We start from the raw sequence: 15,864 nt of genomic DNA, 5'->3' as shown, positions 1-15,864 counted from the left end.
AAAATCCGGCGCGCACCGTGTTTCGGACGCGCAAAAAGAAAAGCCGGGCTAGGCGCCCGGCTTTCGTGAAGCTCGATTCGAAATCAGCCGACGATCTCAGTGCCCGAGAACCAGTAAGCGATTTCCTGAGCTGCAGTTTCCGGCGCGTCGGAGCCATGCACCGAATTCTCGCCGATCGACAATGCATGCACCTTGCGGATGGTGCCTTCTGCGGCGTTGGCCGGATTGGTAGCGCCCATCACTTCCCTGTTCTTGGCGATCGCGTTTTCGCCCTCCAGGACCTGCACGATCGTCGGGCCGGACGACATGAATTCGGTCAGTTCGGCGAAGAAGGGACGATCCTTGTGGACGGAGTAGAAGCCCTGGGCTTCACGCAGGCTCATCCACACACGCTTGGAAGCGACGACGCGCAGGCCGGCGTCCTCGAGCATCTTCGTGATGGCGCCCGTGAGGTTGCGCTTGGTAGCATCTGGCTTGATCATCGAGAAAGTGCGTTCGATCGCCATGGGTCGTCCTTTGGTGATGGGGGTGAGTTTGGCGGCTCTATACAAGGCGTCCGACCTATTGCCAAGGGGAGCGTCTATCATCCCGCTGACGCAAATGGCCTTGGCTTTGCCCTTCATGACATTCTAGACCAAGGGTCTCGCCGGATAGGCGCAAATTGTGTGCGGTATACCGAGGTTTGGGATGAAAAGGCATTTCATGATGTTTGCGGCCTACAATCAGTGGGCCAACAATCGTCTCTATGATGCCGCCGAGGATCTGACCGACGAAGAATTCACACGGGATAGCGGCGCTTTCTTCGGGTCGATGATGGGCACGCTCAACCATCTGCTGGTCACCGACCGTATCTGGATGAAGCGTTTCACCGGCCAGGGCGATGCCCCTGCCAGCCTTGATGCCATCATCCAGCGGGCATTGCCGGCGCTCCGAATGGCACGCGAGGTCGAAGATAGGCGCATTGTCGAATGGGTCGATGGCTTGAACGACAAGGATATTGCAGGGCGGTTTTCCTACGTGACCACGGACATGCGTACAATCTCGCAGCGTCTGGCGCCGGCACTCGATCATCTCTTCAATCATCAGACGCATCACAGAGGCCAGGCCCACATGATCCTGACCGTTCTTGGCAGGTCTTCGCTGACTTTGGATCTGATGCATTTCCAGCGTACAGAAGACGGACGCGCTTTCGCGTAAGGAAGCGATGGTCCTGCGGTACTAAACGCCGTCGATTTGTGGCCCCACAGCTCGGCAGGTCGCGGAACCTGGTCCATATCTTCGTTCGATGTTCTCCATTGCGCGGTGGCCTTGCCAATGCGAACCATGACGGACCAACCACCGCTTTGCTGGTAATCTCTTCGAGACGTCCGTGAACAGCTATTCCGAAAAGACCGGGCGCATGATTGCGCTGCTCTTGATTGCCGGTTCTGGCGTTGTCGCCATCGCCAAAGGCATGAGCCTGTCGTTCCTGGCGATCCGGCTGCAGCAGGACTTCGGACTTGGGCCGGCGGGCATCGGCGCGTTGATCGGCATAGGGCCGTTGCTTGGCGCGATGGTCAGCCCGCTGGCCGGAGCGATTTCCGATCGGCTTGGACGACGTACGGTCCTGGCCATAGCCATATCTTTTGCCGGCCTCGGCATGGCTGGCCTTGGGCTTGCCCAGTCCGTCGCCGCTTTCACATTCGCTCACATCGTGGCCTCCATTGCCGGTGCGGTCTACGAGCCGGCTGCACGCGCGATGATGAGTGATGCGGCGCCTGAAAGACTCCGATTGAAGGTGTTTTCCTGGCGCTATCTTGCCATCAATGCCGGCTGGGCGATCGGTCCGATGATCGGTCTAGCTTTCGGTGCGACTTCCGACATCCTGTTTGTCGTGGCCGGCCTGGTTCATCTTGCGTTCGGAGCAATCATTTTTCTGTTCGTACCGGAGATCGCGGCCAGTGCAGAAAATGCTGCCGTGCGGCACGTCGGCGGCTGGCGACGCCTTGTCGGTGCATTCCGCGACCCCAGGCTTATGTTCTTCGCGGGTGGCGGCACGTTGCTGGTTGCCGTCTACGGGCAATGGTCGGTGCCGCTGTCGCAATACATCATCAAAGACTTCGCCAAGGGCGTCGAGATCTTCGCCTTGTTGGTCAGCACCAATGCGGCGGCCGTACTGGTGGCCAGCACGCCGGCGCGCATCGTTATTGAGCGGATCGGCGCGCTACGCGCGCTGGTACTGGGTTGCGTGCTGTTTCTCATTGGCAATCTCGGCTTCGCCGCATCTTCCGGTGTCGAAATGCTGGTCGTCTCGATGATTGTCTTCACCGTCGGAGAGGTCTTGGTCGTCCCGGCCGAGTACATGCTGGTTGACGGCATTTCCACGGCTGCCAACAGAGGCACCTATTTCGGAGCACATTCGCTGTCCACCGTCGGCAATTTCTTCGGCCCCTTGCTGGCCGGAATGGCGCTCGGAGCCCACGGCGGAACAGGCATGTTCCTGCTTTTTGCGGTGTTTTCGGCAGGCAGCGCGCTGCTTTTCGCTATTGGTCATTCGTTGCCGCCACCACGGCGGCTCGGTGCCGGCGCTCCGACGGAAGCCGTGGATACGGCACTGAGCGACTTGTTGCGGGCTGGCCGGCTAGCGCCTGTCCGGACAGCATAGCGGCGTCGCATCGCCTCCGACCGCCGTTCACGCCGAAACAGCTGACCACATCCCCTTGCCATTGTTGGCTATACGGGCCAAAACCGCGCCGCCATGCTTATCATCAACGACCTTTCGCTCCGCATCGCCGGACGCCTGCTTCTCGATCACGCTTCGCTAACGCTGCCTACCGGCACGAAAGCGGGTCTCGTCGGCCGTAACGGCACTGGCAAGACCACGCTGTTCAAGGCGATCACCGGTGATCTTGCTTCGGAGACCGGCTCGATCAGCATTCCGAAGAACACACGCATCGGCCAGGTTGCTCAGGAAGCGCCCGGCACCGAGGATTCACTTCTGGAGATCGTGCTGGCGGCCGATAAGGAGCGTGCCGCACTGCTGGAAGAGGAGAAGACGGCGACCGATCCCAACCGGATTGCCGAAATCCATATCCGGCTGGCCGACATCGATGCCCATACAGCAGAATCGCGTGCTGCCACCATCCTCGCCGGCCTCGGCTTCGACGAAGCGGCCCAGGCGCGTCCGGCATCCTCCTTTTCGGGTGGTTGGCGCATGCGCGTTGCGCTGGCAGCTGTGCTATTCTCCGAGCCGGACCTTCTGCTGCTCGACGAGCCGACCAACTATCTCGATCTGGAAGGTACGCTCTGGCTCGAAAACTACGTGTCGAAGTACCCGCATACCGTGCTGCTCATTTCGCACGATCGCGATTTGCTGAACCGTGCGGTCAACTCGATCGTGCATCTCGACCAGCAGAAGCTGAGTTTTTGGCGCGGCGGCTACGATCAATTCGAGCGGCAGCTTTCCGAGCAGCAGGAACTGCAGGAGAAGAGCCGGATCAAGCAAGAGGCGCAGCGTAAGCACCTGCAGTCCTTCGTCGATCGCTTTCGCGCCAAAGCCTCAAAGGCAAGGCAAGCGCAGTCGCGCATCAAGGCGCTGGAGCGCATGAAGCCGATTGCGGCGCTGGTCAACGATTCCGTCAAGCCGTTTTCCTTCCCGGAGCCGGTGAAGACGGTGGCTTCACCGATCGTGGCGCTGTCCGGCGTTGAAGTCGGCTATGCGCCGGGCAAACCGATATTGAAGAAGATGACGTTGCGCATCGACGCCGACGATCGCATCGCGCTGCTTGGCGCCAACGGCAACGGCAAGTCGACCTTCGCCAAGCTGCTTGCCGGGAGGCTCAAGGCAGAAACGGGCACGATGACGATCGCCCCCGGCTTGAAAGTGGCGATCTTTGCCCAGCATCAACTCGACGACCTTCGCCCCGACGAGAATGCCTACGAACATGTGCGCCGTCTCATGCCGGATGCACCCGAGGCGAAGGTGAGGGCGCGTGTCGCCCAGTTCGGCCTGGCGACGGAGAAGATGAACACCGCCGCCAAGGACTTGTCCGGTGGTGAAAAAGCGCGCCTTTTGATGGGACTGGCTGCCTTCGATGGCCCGAACCTGTTCATTCTCGACGAACCGACCAACCATCTCGATATCGATTCCAGGGAATCGCTGATCCATGCACTCAACGATTTTCCCGGTGCGGTGATTTTGATTTCGCACGATCGCCATCTGCTCGAGGCAACGGCCGACCGCCTGTGGCTCGTAAAGGATGGCGCGGTCAATCCGTATGATGGCGATCTGGATGACTACAAGACGCTGGTAACCGGCGTTTCAGTCGATCGGCGCGAGAAGCGCGAAGCGGACAAGGCATCCAAGGCCGATCGTCGGAGGGAGGCAGCGGCAAGGCGCGCGGCATTGGAACCGCTGGCCAAGGAGATCCGCGCGACCGAGGGGTTGATGGATCGACTGCGCAAGCGCATCGACCTGATCGAGGACGAACTCGCTAATCCGGCACTCTATGAAAAGGATCCGATCAAGGCGACGCGGTTCGCCAAGGAGCGGTCAGAACTCGCAGCTCAGCTCAATGCGCATGAGGAGCGCTGGCTGACGATGTCGGCCGAATATGAGGAAGGCACCGCGGAATAGTTTGTCGGTCCTGTCACGGGGGGCCAGGACTACGGATCCGTTGGCTGCAGATTTGTAGGAAACAGATTTCCTCTGGCCCCAGCGGGAGATTGGGTTGCCTCTCATCCTTGTGCAACTGGCCCTACACTCGGAGCCGGCGAACAGGTAGAAGAGCGACATGAACACCCATGCCAAGATCCGCATCGGCCATTCTGCCTGTCCGCATGACTGTCCGTCCACCTGTGCGCTCGACGTCGAGCTGCTGGGGCCAGACCGCATAGGACGCATCCATGGCGCCAAGGACAACAGCTACACGGCGGGCGTCGTATGCGCCAAGGTCGCGCGCTATGCCGATCGCGTGCATCATCCCGACCGGCTGCTGAAGCCGCTGGTGCGCGCTGGTGCCAAGGGCGATGGCCACTGGAAGGAAGCGAGCTGGGAGGCTGCTCTCGACCTCGTCGCCGAAAAATTCGTCGCCGCGGAAGAGAAACATGGCTCCGAGACGGTCTGGCCGTATTTCTATGCCGGCACGATGGGCTTGGTACAGCGCGACGGCATAGAGCGGCTGCGGCACGCCAAGAAATATTCCGGCTTTTTCGGCTCGATCTGCACCAACCTGGCATGGACCGGGTATGTCATGGGTACAGGCGCTCTGCGCGGCTCTGATCCGCGGGAAATGGGCCGTTCGGACTGCGTCGTCATCTGGGGCACGAATGCTGTCGTCACCCAGGTCAATGTGATGACCCATGCCATCAAGGCGCGAAAGGAACGCGGCGCAAAAATCGTCGTCATCGACATCTACGAAAATGCGACGATGAAGCAGGCCGATATCGGCTTGGTGGTGAAGCCCGGCACGGACGGCGCGCTCGCCTGCGCGGTCATGCATGTGCTGTTCCGCGAGAACATGGCCGACCGTGTCTATCTCGAAAAATACACCGATGATCCAAAAGGGCTGGAGAGGCATCTCGCCGACAAGACGCCGGAATGGGCCGCGGCGATCACGGGATTGACCGTCGCCGAGATCGAAGCCTTCGCGCGGCTGGTCGGAACCACCAAACGCACATTCTTCCGGCTGGGGTACGGTTTTGCGCGCCAGCGCAATGGATCGGCCAACATGCATGCTGCTCTATCGATCGCCGCGGTGACCGGCTGCTGGCAATATGAGGGGGGTGGCGCTTTCCATTCAAATTCAGGCATTGCGGGCTTCAAGTTCAACAAGGATCTGCTTGAAGGCGACCGCTACCGCGACCCTAAGGTGCGCTATCTCGACCACTCGCGCATCGGCCCAGTCCTTACTCATGCGCCTGATGCGCTTTTCGGCGGTCCGCCGGTGACGGCACTGCTGATCCAGAACACCAACCCGATGAATGTCGCGCCCCAGCAGCGGCTGGTGAAGGAAGGATTCCTGCGCGAAGACCTGTTCACCTGCGTGCACGAGCAGTTCATGACCGATACGGCCAAGGTAGCTGACGTCGTTCTGCCGGCCACTATGTTCCTGGAGCATGACGATATCTACAAGGGTGGCGGCAACCAGCACATTACGCTCGGCCCGAAGCTGATTGAGCCGCCTGCCGGTCCACGCACCAATCATTATGTCATCGAGCAGTTGGCCGAGCGCCTGGGCGTTTCGCACATGCCCGGGTTCGGCCTGACCGAAAAAGAACACATCAATGCGCTGCTCAAGAACCGAGAACTCGATTTCGACACGTTGCGCGAACAGCGCTGGGCCGACATGCAACCGGATTTCGAGACCGCGCATTTCCTGAAAGGTTTCGGCCATCCGGACGGCAAGTTCCGTTTCAAGCCGCAATGGAACGGCGGCTATGCGCCTAATAAGCCACCCAAGAGCATGGGCATTTTCGGTCCTGTCGAACAACTGCCGGAATTTCCAGATCATGTCGACCTGATCGAGGTGGCGGATGCCCAGCATCCTTTCCGACTGGCAACGTCGCCGGCGCGTAACTTTTTGAATTCCTCCTTTGCCGAAACCCCGGTGTCGCAGGCCAAGGAAGTGCGGCCGGAACTTTTGATCCACCCGGAGGATGCAGAAGCGCTTGGACTTGTCGATGGTGCTCGCGTGGAAGTCGGCAATCCGCGTGGCGAAGTCGTGCTGCACGCAAAGCTGTTCGCAGGCCTTAAGCGCGGCGTCGTAATCGCCGAGGGTATCTGGCCGAATTCGGCGCATGAGCGCGGCGAAGGCATCAATGTGTTGACCGGTTCCGATGCACCCGCGCCTTACGGCGGAGCTGCCGTACACGACAACAAAGTTTGGGTGAGGGCGGCTTAAGGCGAAATCAGCTGTTGCTGCTTTGGTGGGAATGCGCGCCATGGTTCGATGGCGCGCATTTTCTCTGGTGAAAGCTAGGCCGCGAGTGCGCTGCTCGTCTCCCGCAGCACATCGGCGAGTGGGACAAGTCCCTTCATCGCGCCGCTGCCAATGGCCGGACGGCCATCCTCTACTGCCACCGCAAAGCGGAATGCCGGATCGGCTTCGATGCGTTGGCGCAGCGCCAGGATGCGTGGATAGTCGTTCGGATCGACGGCCTTGTGGAAGTCCACCCAGCGGGCCACGCCGGCGAACACCGCATCGGCCAGCGTCGGCTTGTCGCCGATCAGATAGGCGCTGCTGTCGCCGATCATCGCCTCCAGCTGTTCATGTCGTTTGGCGACGAAGTCACGGCCGAATTTCCGTAATGTCTCCCGCTCCTGTTCCGTTGCCTCTTCGGCTTCCAATGCCACCCAAAGTGGTGTGAATGCGCCGGTGAAGCCCGTATTCAGGAAGGCGATATACTGATGCATCCTGTCAGCTTCCGGCGTGCCGGGTTCGAAGCTGATGCGACGTTCGGTATCGCGTGCCTCCAGCCAGAGCGCGATTGCCATTGTCTCGGTGAGTACGCGGCCTTCGCCGGTGATCAGCACTGGAGTTTCCACCCTGCCGTTTAGGCGCTTGTAGGCGTCCGTGCGCATCTCGCCCAGCATGTCCACCCGGGTGAGGCGATAAGGTTTGCCAAGCCACTCGAAGGCTGCGACGAGGCCGGCCGACGAGCCGAGCGGGAAGCCGGAGGTGAAGATTGGTTCGGATGTCATGTCGTTTCTCCATTGTCGATACGATGGATATAAAGACATGGACTTTGATGCTGTAGACTGGCATTTTCGAACATAATGTCCACGAGCGTAGACTTTGATGTTAAATCTTAACGACCTTCATTTCTTCACCCAGGCGGTCGACAATGGTGGCTTTGCGGCCGCCGCCAGGCGTCTGGGGTGTCCGAAATCGACGGTGAGCAAGCGGGTCGCGGCTTTGGAAGCGGCGCTCGGTGCGCAACTGCTTTACCGAAGCTCGCGCAGTTTCACGCTGACCGATGTGGGGCGCGACGTCTACGATCATGCTAGCGCTGCGATGATCGAGGCGGGGGCAGCCGAGATGGTGGTGCAGCGGCGTCTGGCTGAGCCGAGCGGTATCGTTCGGATCACGGCTTCGGTACCGAACGCGCAATTCCGGCTTGCGCATCGCTTGCCGGAGTTGGCGCGGCAATATCCCAAGCTGACGGTCCAACTGCATGTCACCGACCGCTTCATCGACCTGGTGCAGGATGGTTTCGATATCGCCATTCGAAGCCATTTCTCACCACTGCCGGATTCCGATCTGGTACAGCGGCGAATGAGCGAGGATCCGATAACGGCAGTGGCAGCGCCATCCTATCTGGCCGAGCGCGGTGAGCCGACAACTCCCGAGATGCTGAGCGGCCATGACGGGTTGATGAGCGCGATGGTCGCGAAGGTCTGGCGCTTGAGAGATGGGCGTGGCCACACTGTGGAAGTCGCACCCCGGCCCCGGCTTCATGCCGACGAATCGGTGCCTTTGTTGAAGGCTGCCGAAGCTGGCCTCGGTATTGTCTGCCTGCCTGAATTGATCTCGGCCGACGCTGTCGGACAGGGACGGCTGGTACGGATATTGCCGGATTGGACGGCGGGCCACGTCATGACGACGATCCTGACTCCGCACAAGCGTGGGCAGCTCCCTGCAGTGCGCGCTGTGATCGATTTTCTGCTGAAGAAGGACGCAACAGAGCCGCTCCTCGCGGCATAGAGGCCGGTGCAACTGTTTGTCACGGGACGGTGCCGTGTCTTTCAACGGGTATCCATATCATTCTAGCGTAGCTGATATCCAACGTGGAGATTTCGATGAGCGGCGATCATCAGCACGGCGACCTGGAGACCACGCCGGCTTCGCGATTGTGGATGGCACTTGGGCTGACCGGGACGTTCCTCGTCGCCGAGGTCGTCGGCGGCATCGTCACCGGCAGCCTGGCGTTGATTTCCGATGCCATGCATATGGCGACCGACGCCATGGCACTGGTCATCGCGTTGATCGCGATCCGGCTTGGTCGCCGCGAAGCGGATCTTCTGCGAACCTATGGTTACGCACGCTTCGAAATCCTTGCCGCCGCCTTCAACGCCATGCTGTTGCTCGCAGTGGCGTTCTATATCCTGTACGAGGCCTATAAACGCCTGTTCGAGACCCAGGAGATCGCGTCTGTCGGCATGCTGGTGATTGCCGCCATTGGCTTGGTCGTCAACCTGATCTCGATGCGGCTGTTAACCAGCCATGCCGACAAAAGCCTCAACGTAAAAGGCGCCTACCTCGAAGTCTGGGCCGACATGCTGGGCTCGATCGGTGTCATCACCGGCGCGGTGATTATTTATCTCACGGGTTGGCAATGGGTGGATTCGTTGATTGCGGTAGGCATCGGCTTCATGGTGTTTCCCCGAACCTGGCTGCTGCTCAAGGAGTGCATCAGTATTCTGCTCGAGGGCGTGCCTCCCGGTATGAAACTGACGGAGGTCGAAGCTGCCATCAAGGGCGTTCCGGGTATAGCCTCCGTGCACGACCTGCATTTGTGGGCGATCACGCAGAGCAAGCCATCACTGAGCGCGCATGCGGTGCTGGATGAGGGGGCAGATGCAGAGACCGTGCGCCTGGACGTAGAGACCATGCTGCGTGAGAAATACGATCTTCACCACACCACGCTCCAGATGGAGCGTGAGGCTTGCACGCATAGGGAAAGCATTCACTAGCGCAGCCGAAAAAAGGGCTGTGTTTTGGCGGTCTGCTCCTATAGCCACCGGAGGAGCGGGGGTTAGCCGAGATCTTTCGGTCGAAGGAAATGCGTGAGCGTAGCCGTGCCGATGTCGAGGTCGGTCCAGTCGCCATCGAACTCGAACACTGCCAGGGCACCGGTCGGGAATTTCTTCTTCAGCAACTTCACCAGTTTGCCAGGCGAGGCCCTTCCCGTTAGGCGATCGGCCAGATCGCCGAGTCCCGGATTGTGGCCGAGCACGAGCAACGTTGCGGCGTCTCCGCCATTGCGCTGGATTTCACCGAGGATGGCCTCGGCCGGCACCTCGTAGAGTGCCTGAGAGAAATTCGGTTCGGGCCGCGACAGCCACTCGCCTGCTGCCAGACGCCAGGTCTCGCGGGTGCGTTCAGCGGTGGAGACCAGCGCGCGGTCAGGCAGCCAGTTGCGTTGCGCGATGGTGTGACCAATCAGAAGCGCTGCCTCGATGCCGCGTGGCGCGAGAGGACGCTCGATATCTGCCAGATCGGGATTATCCCAACTCGACTTGGCGTGACGCAGCAGAAGAAGCCGTTTCATGACGTGATCCTCGCGTGACGCTTTCAAGGTCGATTGGAGCAACACCCTAGCCTAAGGCGTGATGCGCGCCAATTGCTCCAGGTCAACGATGGTGCGCAGCGGGGCGGGCGCCGCAACGACCGTTTCGGCGGCCGCGTCATTGTCAGCGAAGCCTGCGAGCACGGTGCGGCCACCTTCCATGCGCGCCTTGCCTTCCGCCACAAGCTTCAACGCCATGGGATAAATCTGATGCTCGGCCTTGAGCACGCGAGCGGCGAGGCTGGCCTCATCGTCGCCCAGCATGACGGGAACCGCCGCCTGGGCGATGATCGGCCCATCGTCCATGGCAGGGGTCACGAAATGCACGGTGCAACCATGGATCCGCATGCCAGCTTCCAATGCGCGCCGGTGCGTGTCCAGCCCTTTGAAGGACGGCAGGAGGGCAGGGTGGATATTGATCATCCGGCCCTGCCATTTTTCCACGAAGGGTGTGGTGAGCAGGCGCATATAGCCGGCCAGCGCCACCAGCTCAGCGCCGAAGCCAGCCAGGGCACCGTCGATCGCTGCATCATGCGCGTCTTTGCCTGGATGATCGGCGCGGGCAACGACCTTTGTTGGAATGCCTCGCGCGATTGCGACGCCGAGGCCCGCTGCATCCGGCTTGTCGGAAATCACACCGACGATCTCGGCCGGGAAATCCGGGTCGCTCGCGGCTGCGATCAGCGCGGTCATGTTGGAACCGCGGCCAGAAATCAGAATCGCCGTGCGCTTGCGCTGTATCATAGGTTGATCGAGCCCCGGTAGATGACGCCGGTGTCGCGGCGCGGCACGATGCGGCCGATCGGCGCGACCGTCTCGCCGGCCTCCTGCAGAACGGCGGCGACCTGCGCAGCCTGGCCCGAGGCCACGACGACGATCATGCCGATGCCGCAGTTGAAGGTACGCATCATCTCCGCCGGCACAACCCCGCCCGTCTTGGCGAGCCAGGAGAACACCGGCGGCACGTCAATGGCATCGAGATCGAGTTCGGCGGAGAAATCCTTGGGCAGGACACGCGGAATGTTATCGGGGAAGCCGCCGCCGGTGATGTGGGCAAGCGCCTTGATGCCATGGGTGTTGCGGATCGCCTTCAGGATTGACTTCACATAGATGCGGGTGGGCTCGAGCAGCGCTTCCGCCAGCGTCAGACCCGGCGCGAACGGCGCTCCGGCATCCCAGGCGAGGCCACTGGCAGCGACGATGCGGCGGATCAACGAATATCCATTGGAATGGGGACCGGAAGAAGCAAGGCCAAGCAGAACGTCACCCTCGACGACATCGTCGGTCGGCAGCAGCTGGCCGCGCTCGGCAGCGCCTACGGCAAAACCAGCGAGATCGTAGTCCTTCTCCTGGTACATGCCGGGCATTTCAGCAGTCTCTCCACCGATCAACGCGCAACCGGCCTGACGGCAACCTTCGGCGATGCCGCTGACGATCGCGACACCCTGATCGGGATCGAGTTTGCCGGTGGCAAAGTAATCGAGGAAGAAGAGCGGTTCGGCGCCCTGGACGACGAGGTCGTTCACACACATGGCGACGAGATCGATGCCGATGGTGTCGTGTTTGCCAGCGTCGATGGCGATCTTGAGCTTCGTGCCGACCCCGTCATTGGCTGCGACCAGAACCGGATCGGTGAAGCCGGCCGCTTTCAGGTCGAAAAGACCGCCGAAGCCACCGATCTCGCCATCCGCACCCGGCCGGCGGGTGGCGCGCACCAGCGGCTTGATCTTCTCCACCATCAGATTTCCGGCGTCGATGTCGACGCCCGCATCGGCGTAGGTGAGCCCGTTGGTTTGTTCGTTCATCGCTGTTCCCTGCTTGGGCCTGCGCAACCGCCGAGACCACTTTAGCGCGTCACGCGGCTCTTCGCACGAACAGTCCTGGCTCGCAACTACAAGAGAAAGGTCTGCGGCTTCATAAGTGTTCTGTATGTCCAGTCAAATGTGCCCCGTGCTTTCCAATATCTGGCCTGGTGCGATATCCCTCGTGGGATAGCCTCCCATTTTCCAGTATCGCAGACTCGACAATTCAGTGGATAGAGCCTCGCATTTGTTGCTCTCTTGCGGTTCGGGCAGCCTTCGCCCATGTATCGGCTGGAAACAAGAACGAGCCGCCTGTTGGTAACCATCCCCAACCTGATCTCCATCCTGCGCCTGCTGCTGGTCCCCCTCGTGGTGCTGGCCATGCTGCAAGCGCGCTGGGAATGGGCTTTAGCCGGCTTCGTGATCGCCGGCGTATCGGATGGGATCGATGGCTTCATCGCGCGCCATTTCAACCAGCACTCCCGGCTGGGTGCTTATCTAGACCCGATAGCGGACAAGCTGCTGCTGGTTTCCGTCTTCATCGTGCTCGGCATTAGTGGGGAACTGCCGCTTTGGCTGGTGGTGGCAATGGTTTCGCGCGACGGGCTGATCATTTGCGCGGTGGTCCTTTCGTCCGTCATGGGACACCCCGTCGAGGTCAAGCCACTTCTGGTTTCCAAGGTCAACACCGCCGTGCAGATTGTCCTGGCTGCCGAAGTGCTGGCAGAACTGACCTTTGACATGCACCTCGATCCGTTGCGCACCACTTTGATAATGCTCTCCGGGCTCTTGACCGTGGCTTCCGCGGCAGCCTATCTCGTGGCCTGGCTGAGGCATATGAGCGGTAATGGCGAAGGCAGCACTCCCTGATCACGACGCGGCCGAGGCAGCCGCTGCAGCAGCATTCCGGCGCCAACTGCGGTTCTGGCTGGCCGGCGCCGTCATTCTTGTCGTCTTCCTTTACCTTTTCAGCGACATCCTGCTGCCTTTCGTGGCCGGCATGGTGTTGGCTTATTTTCTCGACCCCGTTGCCGATCGGCTGGAACGGCTCGGCCTGTCGCGTGTGATGGCGACGGTGGTGATCCTGATTGCGTTCATCGTCTCTCTGGTGCTGGCCTTCGTCATCCTGGTGCCGGTGTTGGCCTCGCAGATGGCAGGATTTGCCGAGAAGTTGCCGGAATATCTGACCCGGCTGCAGGCCTTGGTCACCAACTTTGATCCGAAATGGCTGGAACAGCGCTTTGGCGTCGATGCGGCAGGCCTGAGGGACGGGCTGAACTCCGTATTAAGCTCCGGCTTCGGCCTGGTGACGACCGTGTTCCAATCACTCTGGAGTTCCGGCAAGGCACTGGTTTCAGTGGTGTCGCTCTTCGTCGTGACACCGGTGGTGGCTTTTTACATGCTGCTCGATTGGGATCGTATGGTGGCGACGGTGGACAGCTGGGTGCCGCGCGACCATGTCGAGACGGTTCGCCAGATTTCCGTCGATATCAATACCGCCACTGCCGGATTCGTGCGGGGGCAAGGTACGCTCTGCCTGGTGCTGGGCGCCATGTATGCAGTCGGATTGACGCTGACCGGGCTGAATTTCGGAATACTCATTGGCCTGTTCGCCGGTCTGATTTCCTTTATCCCCTATGTCGGCTCGCTGACCGGACTGGTCCTGGCGATCGGTGTCGCCATTGTGCAGTTCTGGCCTGACTGGACGATGATCGTTGCTGTCGGAGCGGTGTTCTTCATCGGCCAGTTCATCGAGGGCAACATCCTGTCACCCAAGCTGGTCGGCAAGAGTGTCGGCCTGCATCCGGTCTGGTTGATGTTTGCGCTGTTCGCCTTCGGCGCATTGTTCGGTTTCGTCGGTCTGCTGATCGCGGTGCCGGCCGCGGCGGCAGTTGCCGTTCTCGTACGATTTGCCATTTCGCGCTATCTGGAATCGCCGCTCTACAAGGGGCACGGCATCGAGCCGCCACCTCTGCAAAGCAAGCGGGCCAGGTCGCGCCGCGGATAACCCATGGAACGGCCCCGTCAGCTTCCGCTCGATCTCGGGCACGGCACTGCATATTCGCGTGACGATCTCGTCGTATCGGCTTCGAATTCGCAGGCGGCTGCTCTTGTCGACCGCTGGCCGGATTGGCCCGCGCCGGTCGTCGTGCTGGCCGGACCGGCTGGGTCCGGCAAGACGCACCTCGCCGAAATCTGGCGCCAGGCGGCGAATGCGGTCGTCGTCGATGCGGGCAAAATCGCGCAAAGCGTAGCTGCCTTCGACGGCCGGCCAGTGCTGATCGACGACATCGATGGTGAGGCTTTCGACCAGCAGGGACTATTCCATCTGATCAACAGCGTGAGGGGAGCCGGATCGCATCTTTTGCTTACCGCGCGCCGTTTTCCCTCCGCATGGGGTGCGACCTTGCCGGACCTTGTCTCTCGGCTGAAAGCAGCAGCAACCGTCGAGATCCACGAGCCCGACGACGTGTTGCTGGCAAGCGTCATCACAAAACTCTTCGCCGACCGCCAGGTCGAGGTCGAGCCGCATGTCGTGCAATATCTGGTACGTCGTATCGAGCGCTCGCTGGCTGCCGCCATGCGGGTCGTGGAACGGCTCGACCGCATGGCGTTGGAACAGAAGGCACGCATTACGCGCGCCATGGCCGCCGACGCGGTCAGCGCGATGGACGAAGGGCAGGGCGAGTTCGAACTGTAGGTGGTTCGCGTCGGTTCAGGTGCCCGGCTCGATCCGATTGCCGCTGACTGGATCGAAGATATGCTGTGCGCTCCGGTCCACGGCAAGGCGCACCTCGTGTCCCGGGGCCAGAACGGGCCGGCCAATGGCATAGATGCGCAACTGCTCGCCGGCCAGGCGCACATAATATTGCGTCGACATGCCGAGTGGCTCGACCACCTCGACCACGGCCTTGAGTGGACCATCGTCAACGATCTTGATGTCTTCGGGCCGCATGCCGACGGTGAGCACATCTCCATCCTGCAGCGGCAAACCATCGGGCAGACGCAATTTCTGGCCGTCCCCGAAAACCGCCTCGGCGACACTTTGCCTGGCAACCGTTGCCGGCAAGAAATTCATGGCCGGTGAGCCGATAAATCCGGCGACGAACATATTGGATGGACGGTCGTAGAGCTCCAGCGGCGCGCCGACTTGCTGGACATTGCCGTTGTGCATGACGACGATGCGGTCGGCCATGGTCATGGCCTCGGTCTGATCATGCGTCACATAGATCGATGTGGTCTTGAGCTGCTGGTGAAGCGCCTTGATTTCCGTGCGCATGTGGGTGCGCAGCTTGGCATCGAGATTCGACAAAGGTTCGTCGAACAGGAAGGCCTGAGGGTCCCGAACAATCGCGCGGCCCATGGCGACACGTTGGCGCTGGCCGCCGGAAAGCTGGCGCGGCAGGCGCTGCAGCAGAGGATCCAGCCCCAGCCGCTTCGCAGCGCCCTCGACCCGGGTCTCGATGGCCGCCTTTTCGGTCTTCCGCAACATCAGGCTGAAGCCCATGTTGGAAGAGACATTCATATGCGGATAAAGCGCATAGGACTGGAACACCATGGCGATGTCACGATCCTTCGGCGCGACGTCGTTGACGATGCGCTCGCCGATGCGGATGTCTCCCCCCGAAACTTCCTCGAGGCCGGCGATCATGCGCAGAAGCGTAGACTTGCCGCAGCCGGATGGACCGACCAGCACCACGAATTCTCCGTCTGCGATTTTAAGATCGACCTCGTTCAGGACCCGGACGACGCCATAGTCCTTCTTGACCTTTTCCAGCGTAACGGAAGCCAT

15 protein-coding genes are annotated in these 15,864 nt (G+C 60.8%); 9 read left to right on the top strand and 6 right to left on the bottom strand.

The window, feature by feature from the left end; all coding sequences use genetic code 11:
* Nucleotides 1-83: 83 nt before the first annotated feature.
* A complete protein-coding gene (ndk, locus tag L4923_RS02345) occupies nt 84-506 on the bottom strand; it encodes a nucleoside-diphosphate kinase (protein ID WP_239361790.1) in 423 nt (140 codons plus the stop codon).
* 181 nt (nt 507-687) lie between these two features.
* Here ndk and L4923_RS02340 point away from each other — a divergent pair, with 181 nt between their 5' ends.
* The 4 genes from L4923_RS02340 to L4923_RS02325 all read left to right on the top strand — a co-directional run bounded on the left by L4923_RS02340 (nt 688) and on the right by L4923_RS02325 (nt 6,881).
* Nucleotides 688-1,197 (top strand): DinB family protein, encoded by a 510-nt coding sequence (locus L4923_RS02340; protein ID WP_239361789.1) that lies wholly within the window; start codon nt 688-690, stop codon nt 1,195-1,197.
* Between the two features lie 172 nt (nt 1,198-1,369).
* Nucleotides 1,370-2,644 (top strand): MFS transporter, encoded by a 1,275-nt coding sequence (locus L4923_RS02335; protein ID WP_239361788.1) that lies wholly within the window; start codon nt 1,370-1,372, stop codon nt 2,642-2,644.
* 93 nt (nt 2,645-2,737) lie between these two features.
* Nucleotides 2,738-4,615: an ABC-F family ATP-binding cassette domain-containing protein gene (locus tag L4923_RS02330; protein ID WP_239361787.1), complete on the top strand. Its 1,878-nt coding sequence runs from the start codon at nt 2,738-2,740 to the stop codon at nt 4,613-4,615.
* Nucleotides 4,616-4,772: 157 nt separating this feature from the next.
* Nucleotides 4,773-6,881, top strand: a complete 2,109-nt coding sequence (locus tag L4923_RS02325) for a molybdopterin-containing oxidoreductase family protein (protein ID WP_239361786.1) — start codon at nt 4,773-4,775, stop codon at nt 6,879-6,881.
* Nucleotides 6,882-6,955: 74 nt separating this feature from the next.
* Here L4923_RS02325 and L4923_RS02320 read toward each other — a convergent pair whose 3' ends face one another.
* Entirely contained in the window at nt 6,956-7,681 is a 726-nt protein-coding gene (locus L4923_RS02320; RefSeq protein ID WP_239361785.1) for a glutathione S-transferase family protein, read from the bottom strand.
* 97 nt (nt 7,682-7,778) lie between these two features.
* Here L4923_RS02320 and L4923_RS02315 point away from each other — a divergent pair, with 97 nt between their 5' ends.
* Together L4923_RS02315 and L4923_RS02310 are read left to right on the top strand one after the other, a co-directional pair.
* Nucleotides 7,779-8,684: a LysR substrate-binding domain-containing protein gene (locus L4923_RS02315; RefSeq protein WP_239361784.1), complete on the top strand. Its 906-nt coding sequence runs from the start codon at nt 7,779-7,781 to the stop codon at nt 8,682-8,684.
* A 95-nt stretch (nt 8,685-8,779) separates the two neighbouring features.
* On the top strand, nt 8,780-9,673 hold the full coding sequence (locus tag L4923_RS02310; RefSeq protein ID WP_239361783.1) for a cation diffusion facilitator family transporter: 894 nt from the start codon (nt 8,780-8,782) through the stop codon (nt 9,671-9,673).
* Nucleotides 9,674-9,735: 62 nt separating this feature from the next.
* Here the strand turns inward: L4923_RS02310 and L4923_RS02305 are convergent, their stop codons facing one another.
* From L4923_RS02305 to purM, 3 genes are read right to left on the bottom strand one after another with little or no spacing between them, the layout of a single operon-like run.
* Nucleotides 9,736-10,251 (bottom strand): SixA phosphatase family protein, encoded by a 516-nt coding sequence (locus L4923_RS02305; RefSeq protein WP_239361782.1) that lies wholly within the window; start codon nt 10,249-10,251, stop codon nt 9,736-9,738.
* 51 nt (nt 10,252-10,302) lie between these two features.
* Nucleotides 10,303-11,013, bottom strand: coding sequence for a phosphoribosylglycinamide formyltransferase (gene purN, locus L4923_RS02300; protein ID WP_239361781.1), 711 nt, complete (start codon nt 11,011-11,013; stop codon nt 10,303-10,305).
* Entirely contained in the window at nt 11,010-12,074 is a 1,065-nt protein-coding gene (gene purM / locus L4923_RS02295) for a phosphoribosylformylglycinamidine cyclo-ligase (protein ID WP_239361780.1), read from the bottom strand. The genes purN and purM overlap by 4 nt, the downstream gene beginning before the upstream one ends.
* Nucleotides 12,075-12,386: 312 nt before the next feature.
* Between purM and L4923_RS02290 the strand changes: the two genes are divergently transcribed.
* From L4923_RS02290 to hdaA, 3 genes are read left to right on the top strand one after another with little or no spacing between them, the layout of a single operon-like run.
* Entirely contained in the window at nt 12,387-12,941 is a 555-nt protein-coding gene (locus L4923_RS02290; RefSeq protein ID WP_275448197.1) for a CDP-alcohol phosphatidyltransferase family protein, read from the top strand.
* A complete protein-coding gene (locus tag L4923_RS02285) occupies nt 12,919-14,079 on the top strand; it encodes an AI-2E family transporter (RefSeq protein WP_239361779.1) in 1,161 nt (386 codons plus the stop codon). Before L4923_RS02290 ends, L4923_RS02285 begins: the two co-directional genes overlap by 23 nt.
* A 3-nt stretch (nt 14,080-14,082) precedes the next feature.
* On the top strand, nt 14,083-14,772 hold the full coding sequence (gene hdaA / locus L4923_RS02280; RefSeq protein WP_239361778.1) for a DnaA regulatory inactivator HdaA: 690 nt from the start codon (nt 14,083-14,085) through the stop codon (nt 14,770-14,772).
* A 15-nt stretch (nt 14,773-14,787) separates the two neighbouring features.
* Here hdaA and L4923_RS02275 read toward each other — a convergent pair whose 3' ends face one another.
* Complete coding sequence (locus tag L4923_RS02275; RefSeq protein WP_239361777.1) at nt 14,788-15,864, bottom strand: ABC transporter ATP-binding protein; 1,077 nt, start codon at nt 15,862-15,864, stop codon at nt 14,788-14,790.

It is taken from the genome of Terribium retamae (assembly GCF_022347545.1).
GTDB classification, from domain to species: domain Bacteria; phylum Pseudomonadota; class Alphaproteobacteria; order Rhizobiales; family Rhizobiaceae; genus Mesorhizobium; species Mesorhizobium retamae.
Note: the sequence above shows the minus strand (reverse complement) of the source record. Positions and strands in the feature narration are given on the sequence as shown.

Bases quoted from the DNA above. Each gene is read 5' to 3' on its own strand.
- L4923_RS02330 (WP_239361787.1), top strand. From the start codon at position 2,738: ATGCTTATCATCAACGACCTTTCGCTCCGCATCGCCGGACGCCTGCTT.
- L4923_RS02285 (WP_239361779.1), top strand. From the start codon at position 12,919: ATGGCGAAGGCAGCACTCCCTGATCACGACGCGGCCGAGGCAGCCGCT.
- L4923_RS02320 (WP_239361785.1), bottom strand. From the start codon at position 7,681: ATGACATCCGAACCAATCTTCACCTCCGGCTTCCCGCTCGGCTCGTCG.
- L4923_RS02325 (WP_239361786.1), top strand. From the start codon at position 4,773: ATGAACACCCATGCCAAGATCCGCATCGGCCATTCTGCCTGTCCGCAT.
- L4923_RS02310 (WP_239361783.1), top strand. From the start codon at position 8,780: ATGAGCGGCGATCATCAGCACGGCGACCTGGAGACCACGCCGGCTTCG.
- purM (WP_239361780.1), bottom strand. From the start codon at position 12,074: ATGAACGAACAAACCAACGGGCTCACCTACGCCGATGCGGGCGTCGAC.
- purN (WP_239361781.1), bottom strand. From the start codon at position 11,013: ATGATACAGCGCAAGCGCACGGCGATTCTGATTTCTGGCCGCGGTTCC.
- L4923_RS02305 (WP_239361782.1), bottom strand. From the start codon at position 10,251: ATGAAACGGCTTCTTCTGCTGCGTCACGCCAAGTCGAGTTGGGATAAT.
- L4923_RS02275 (WP_239361777.1), bottom strand. From the start codon at position 15,864: ATGGCTTCCGTTACGCTGGAAAAGGTCAAGAAGGACTATGGCGTCGTC.
- L4923_RS02315 (WP_239361784.1), top strand. From the start codon at position 7,779: ATGTTAAATCTTAACGACCTTCATTTCTTCACCCAGGCGGTCGACAAT.
- L4923_RS02340 (WP_239361789.1), top strand. From the start codon at position 688: ATGAAAAGGCATTTCATGATGTTTGCGGCCTACAATCAGTGGGCCAAC.
- hdaA (WP_239361778.1), top strand. From the start codon at position 14,083: ATGGAACGGCCCCGTCAGCTTCCGCTCGATCTCGGGCACGGCACTGCA.
- ndk (WP_239361790.1), bottom strand. From the start codon at position 506: ATGGCGATCGAACGCACTTTCTCGATGATCAAGCCAGATGCTACCAAG.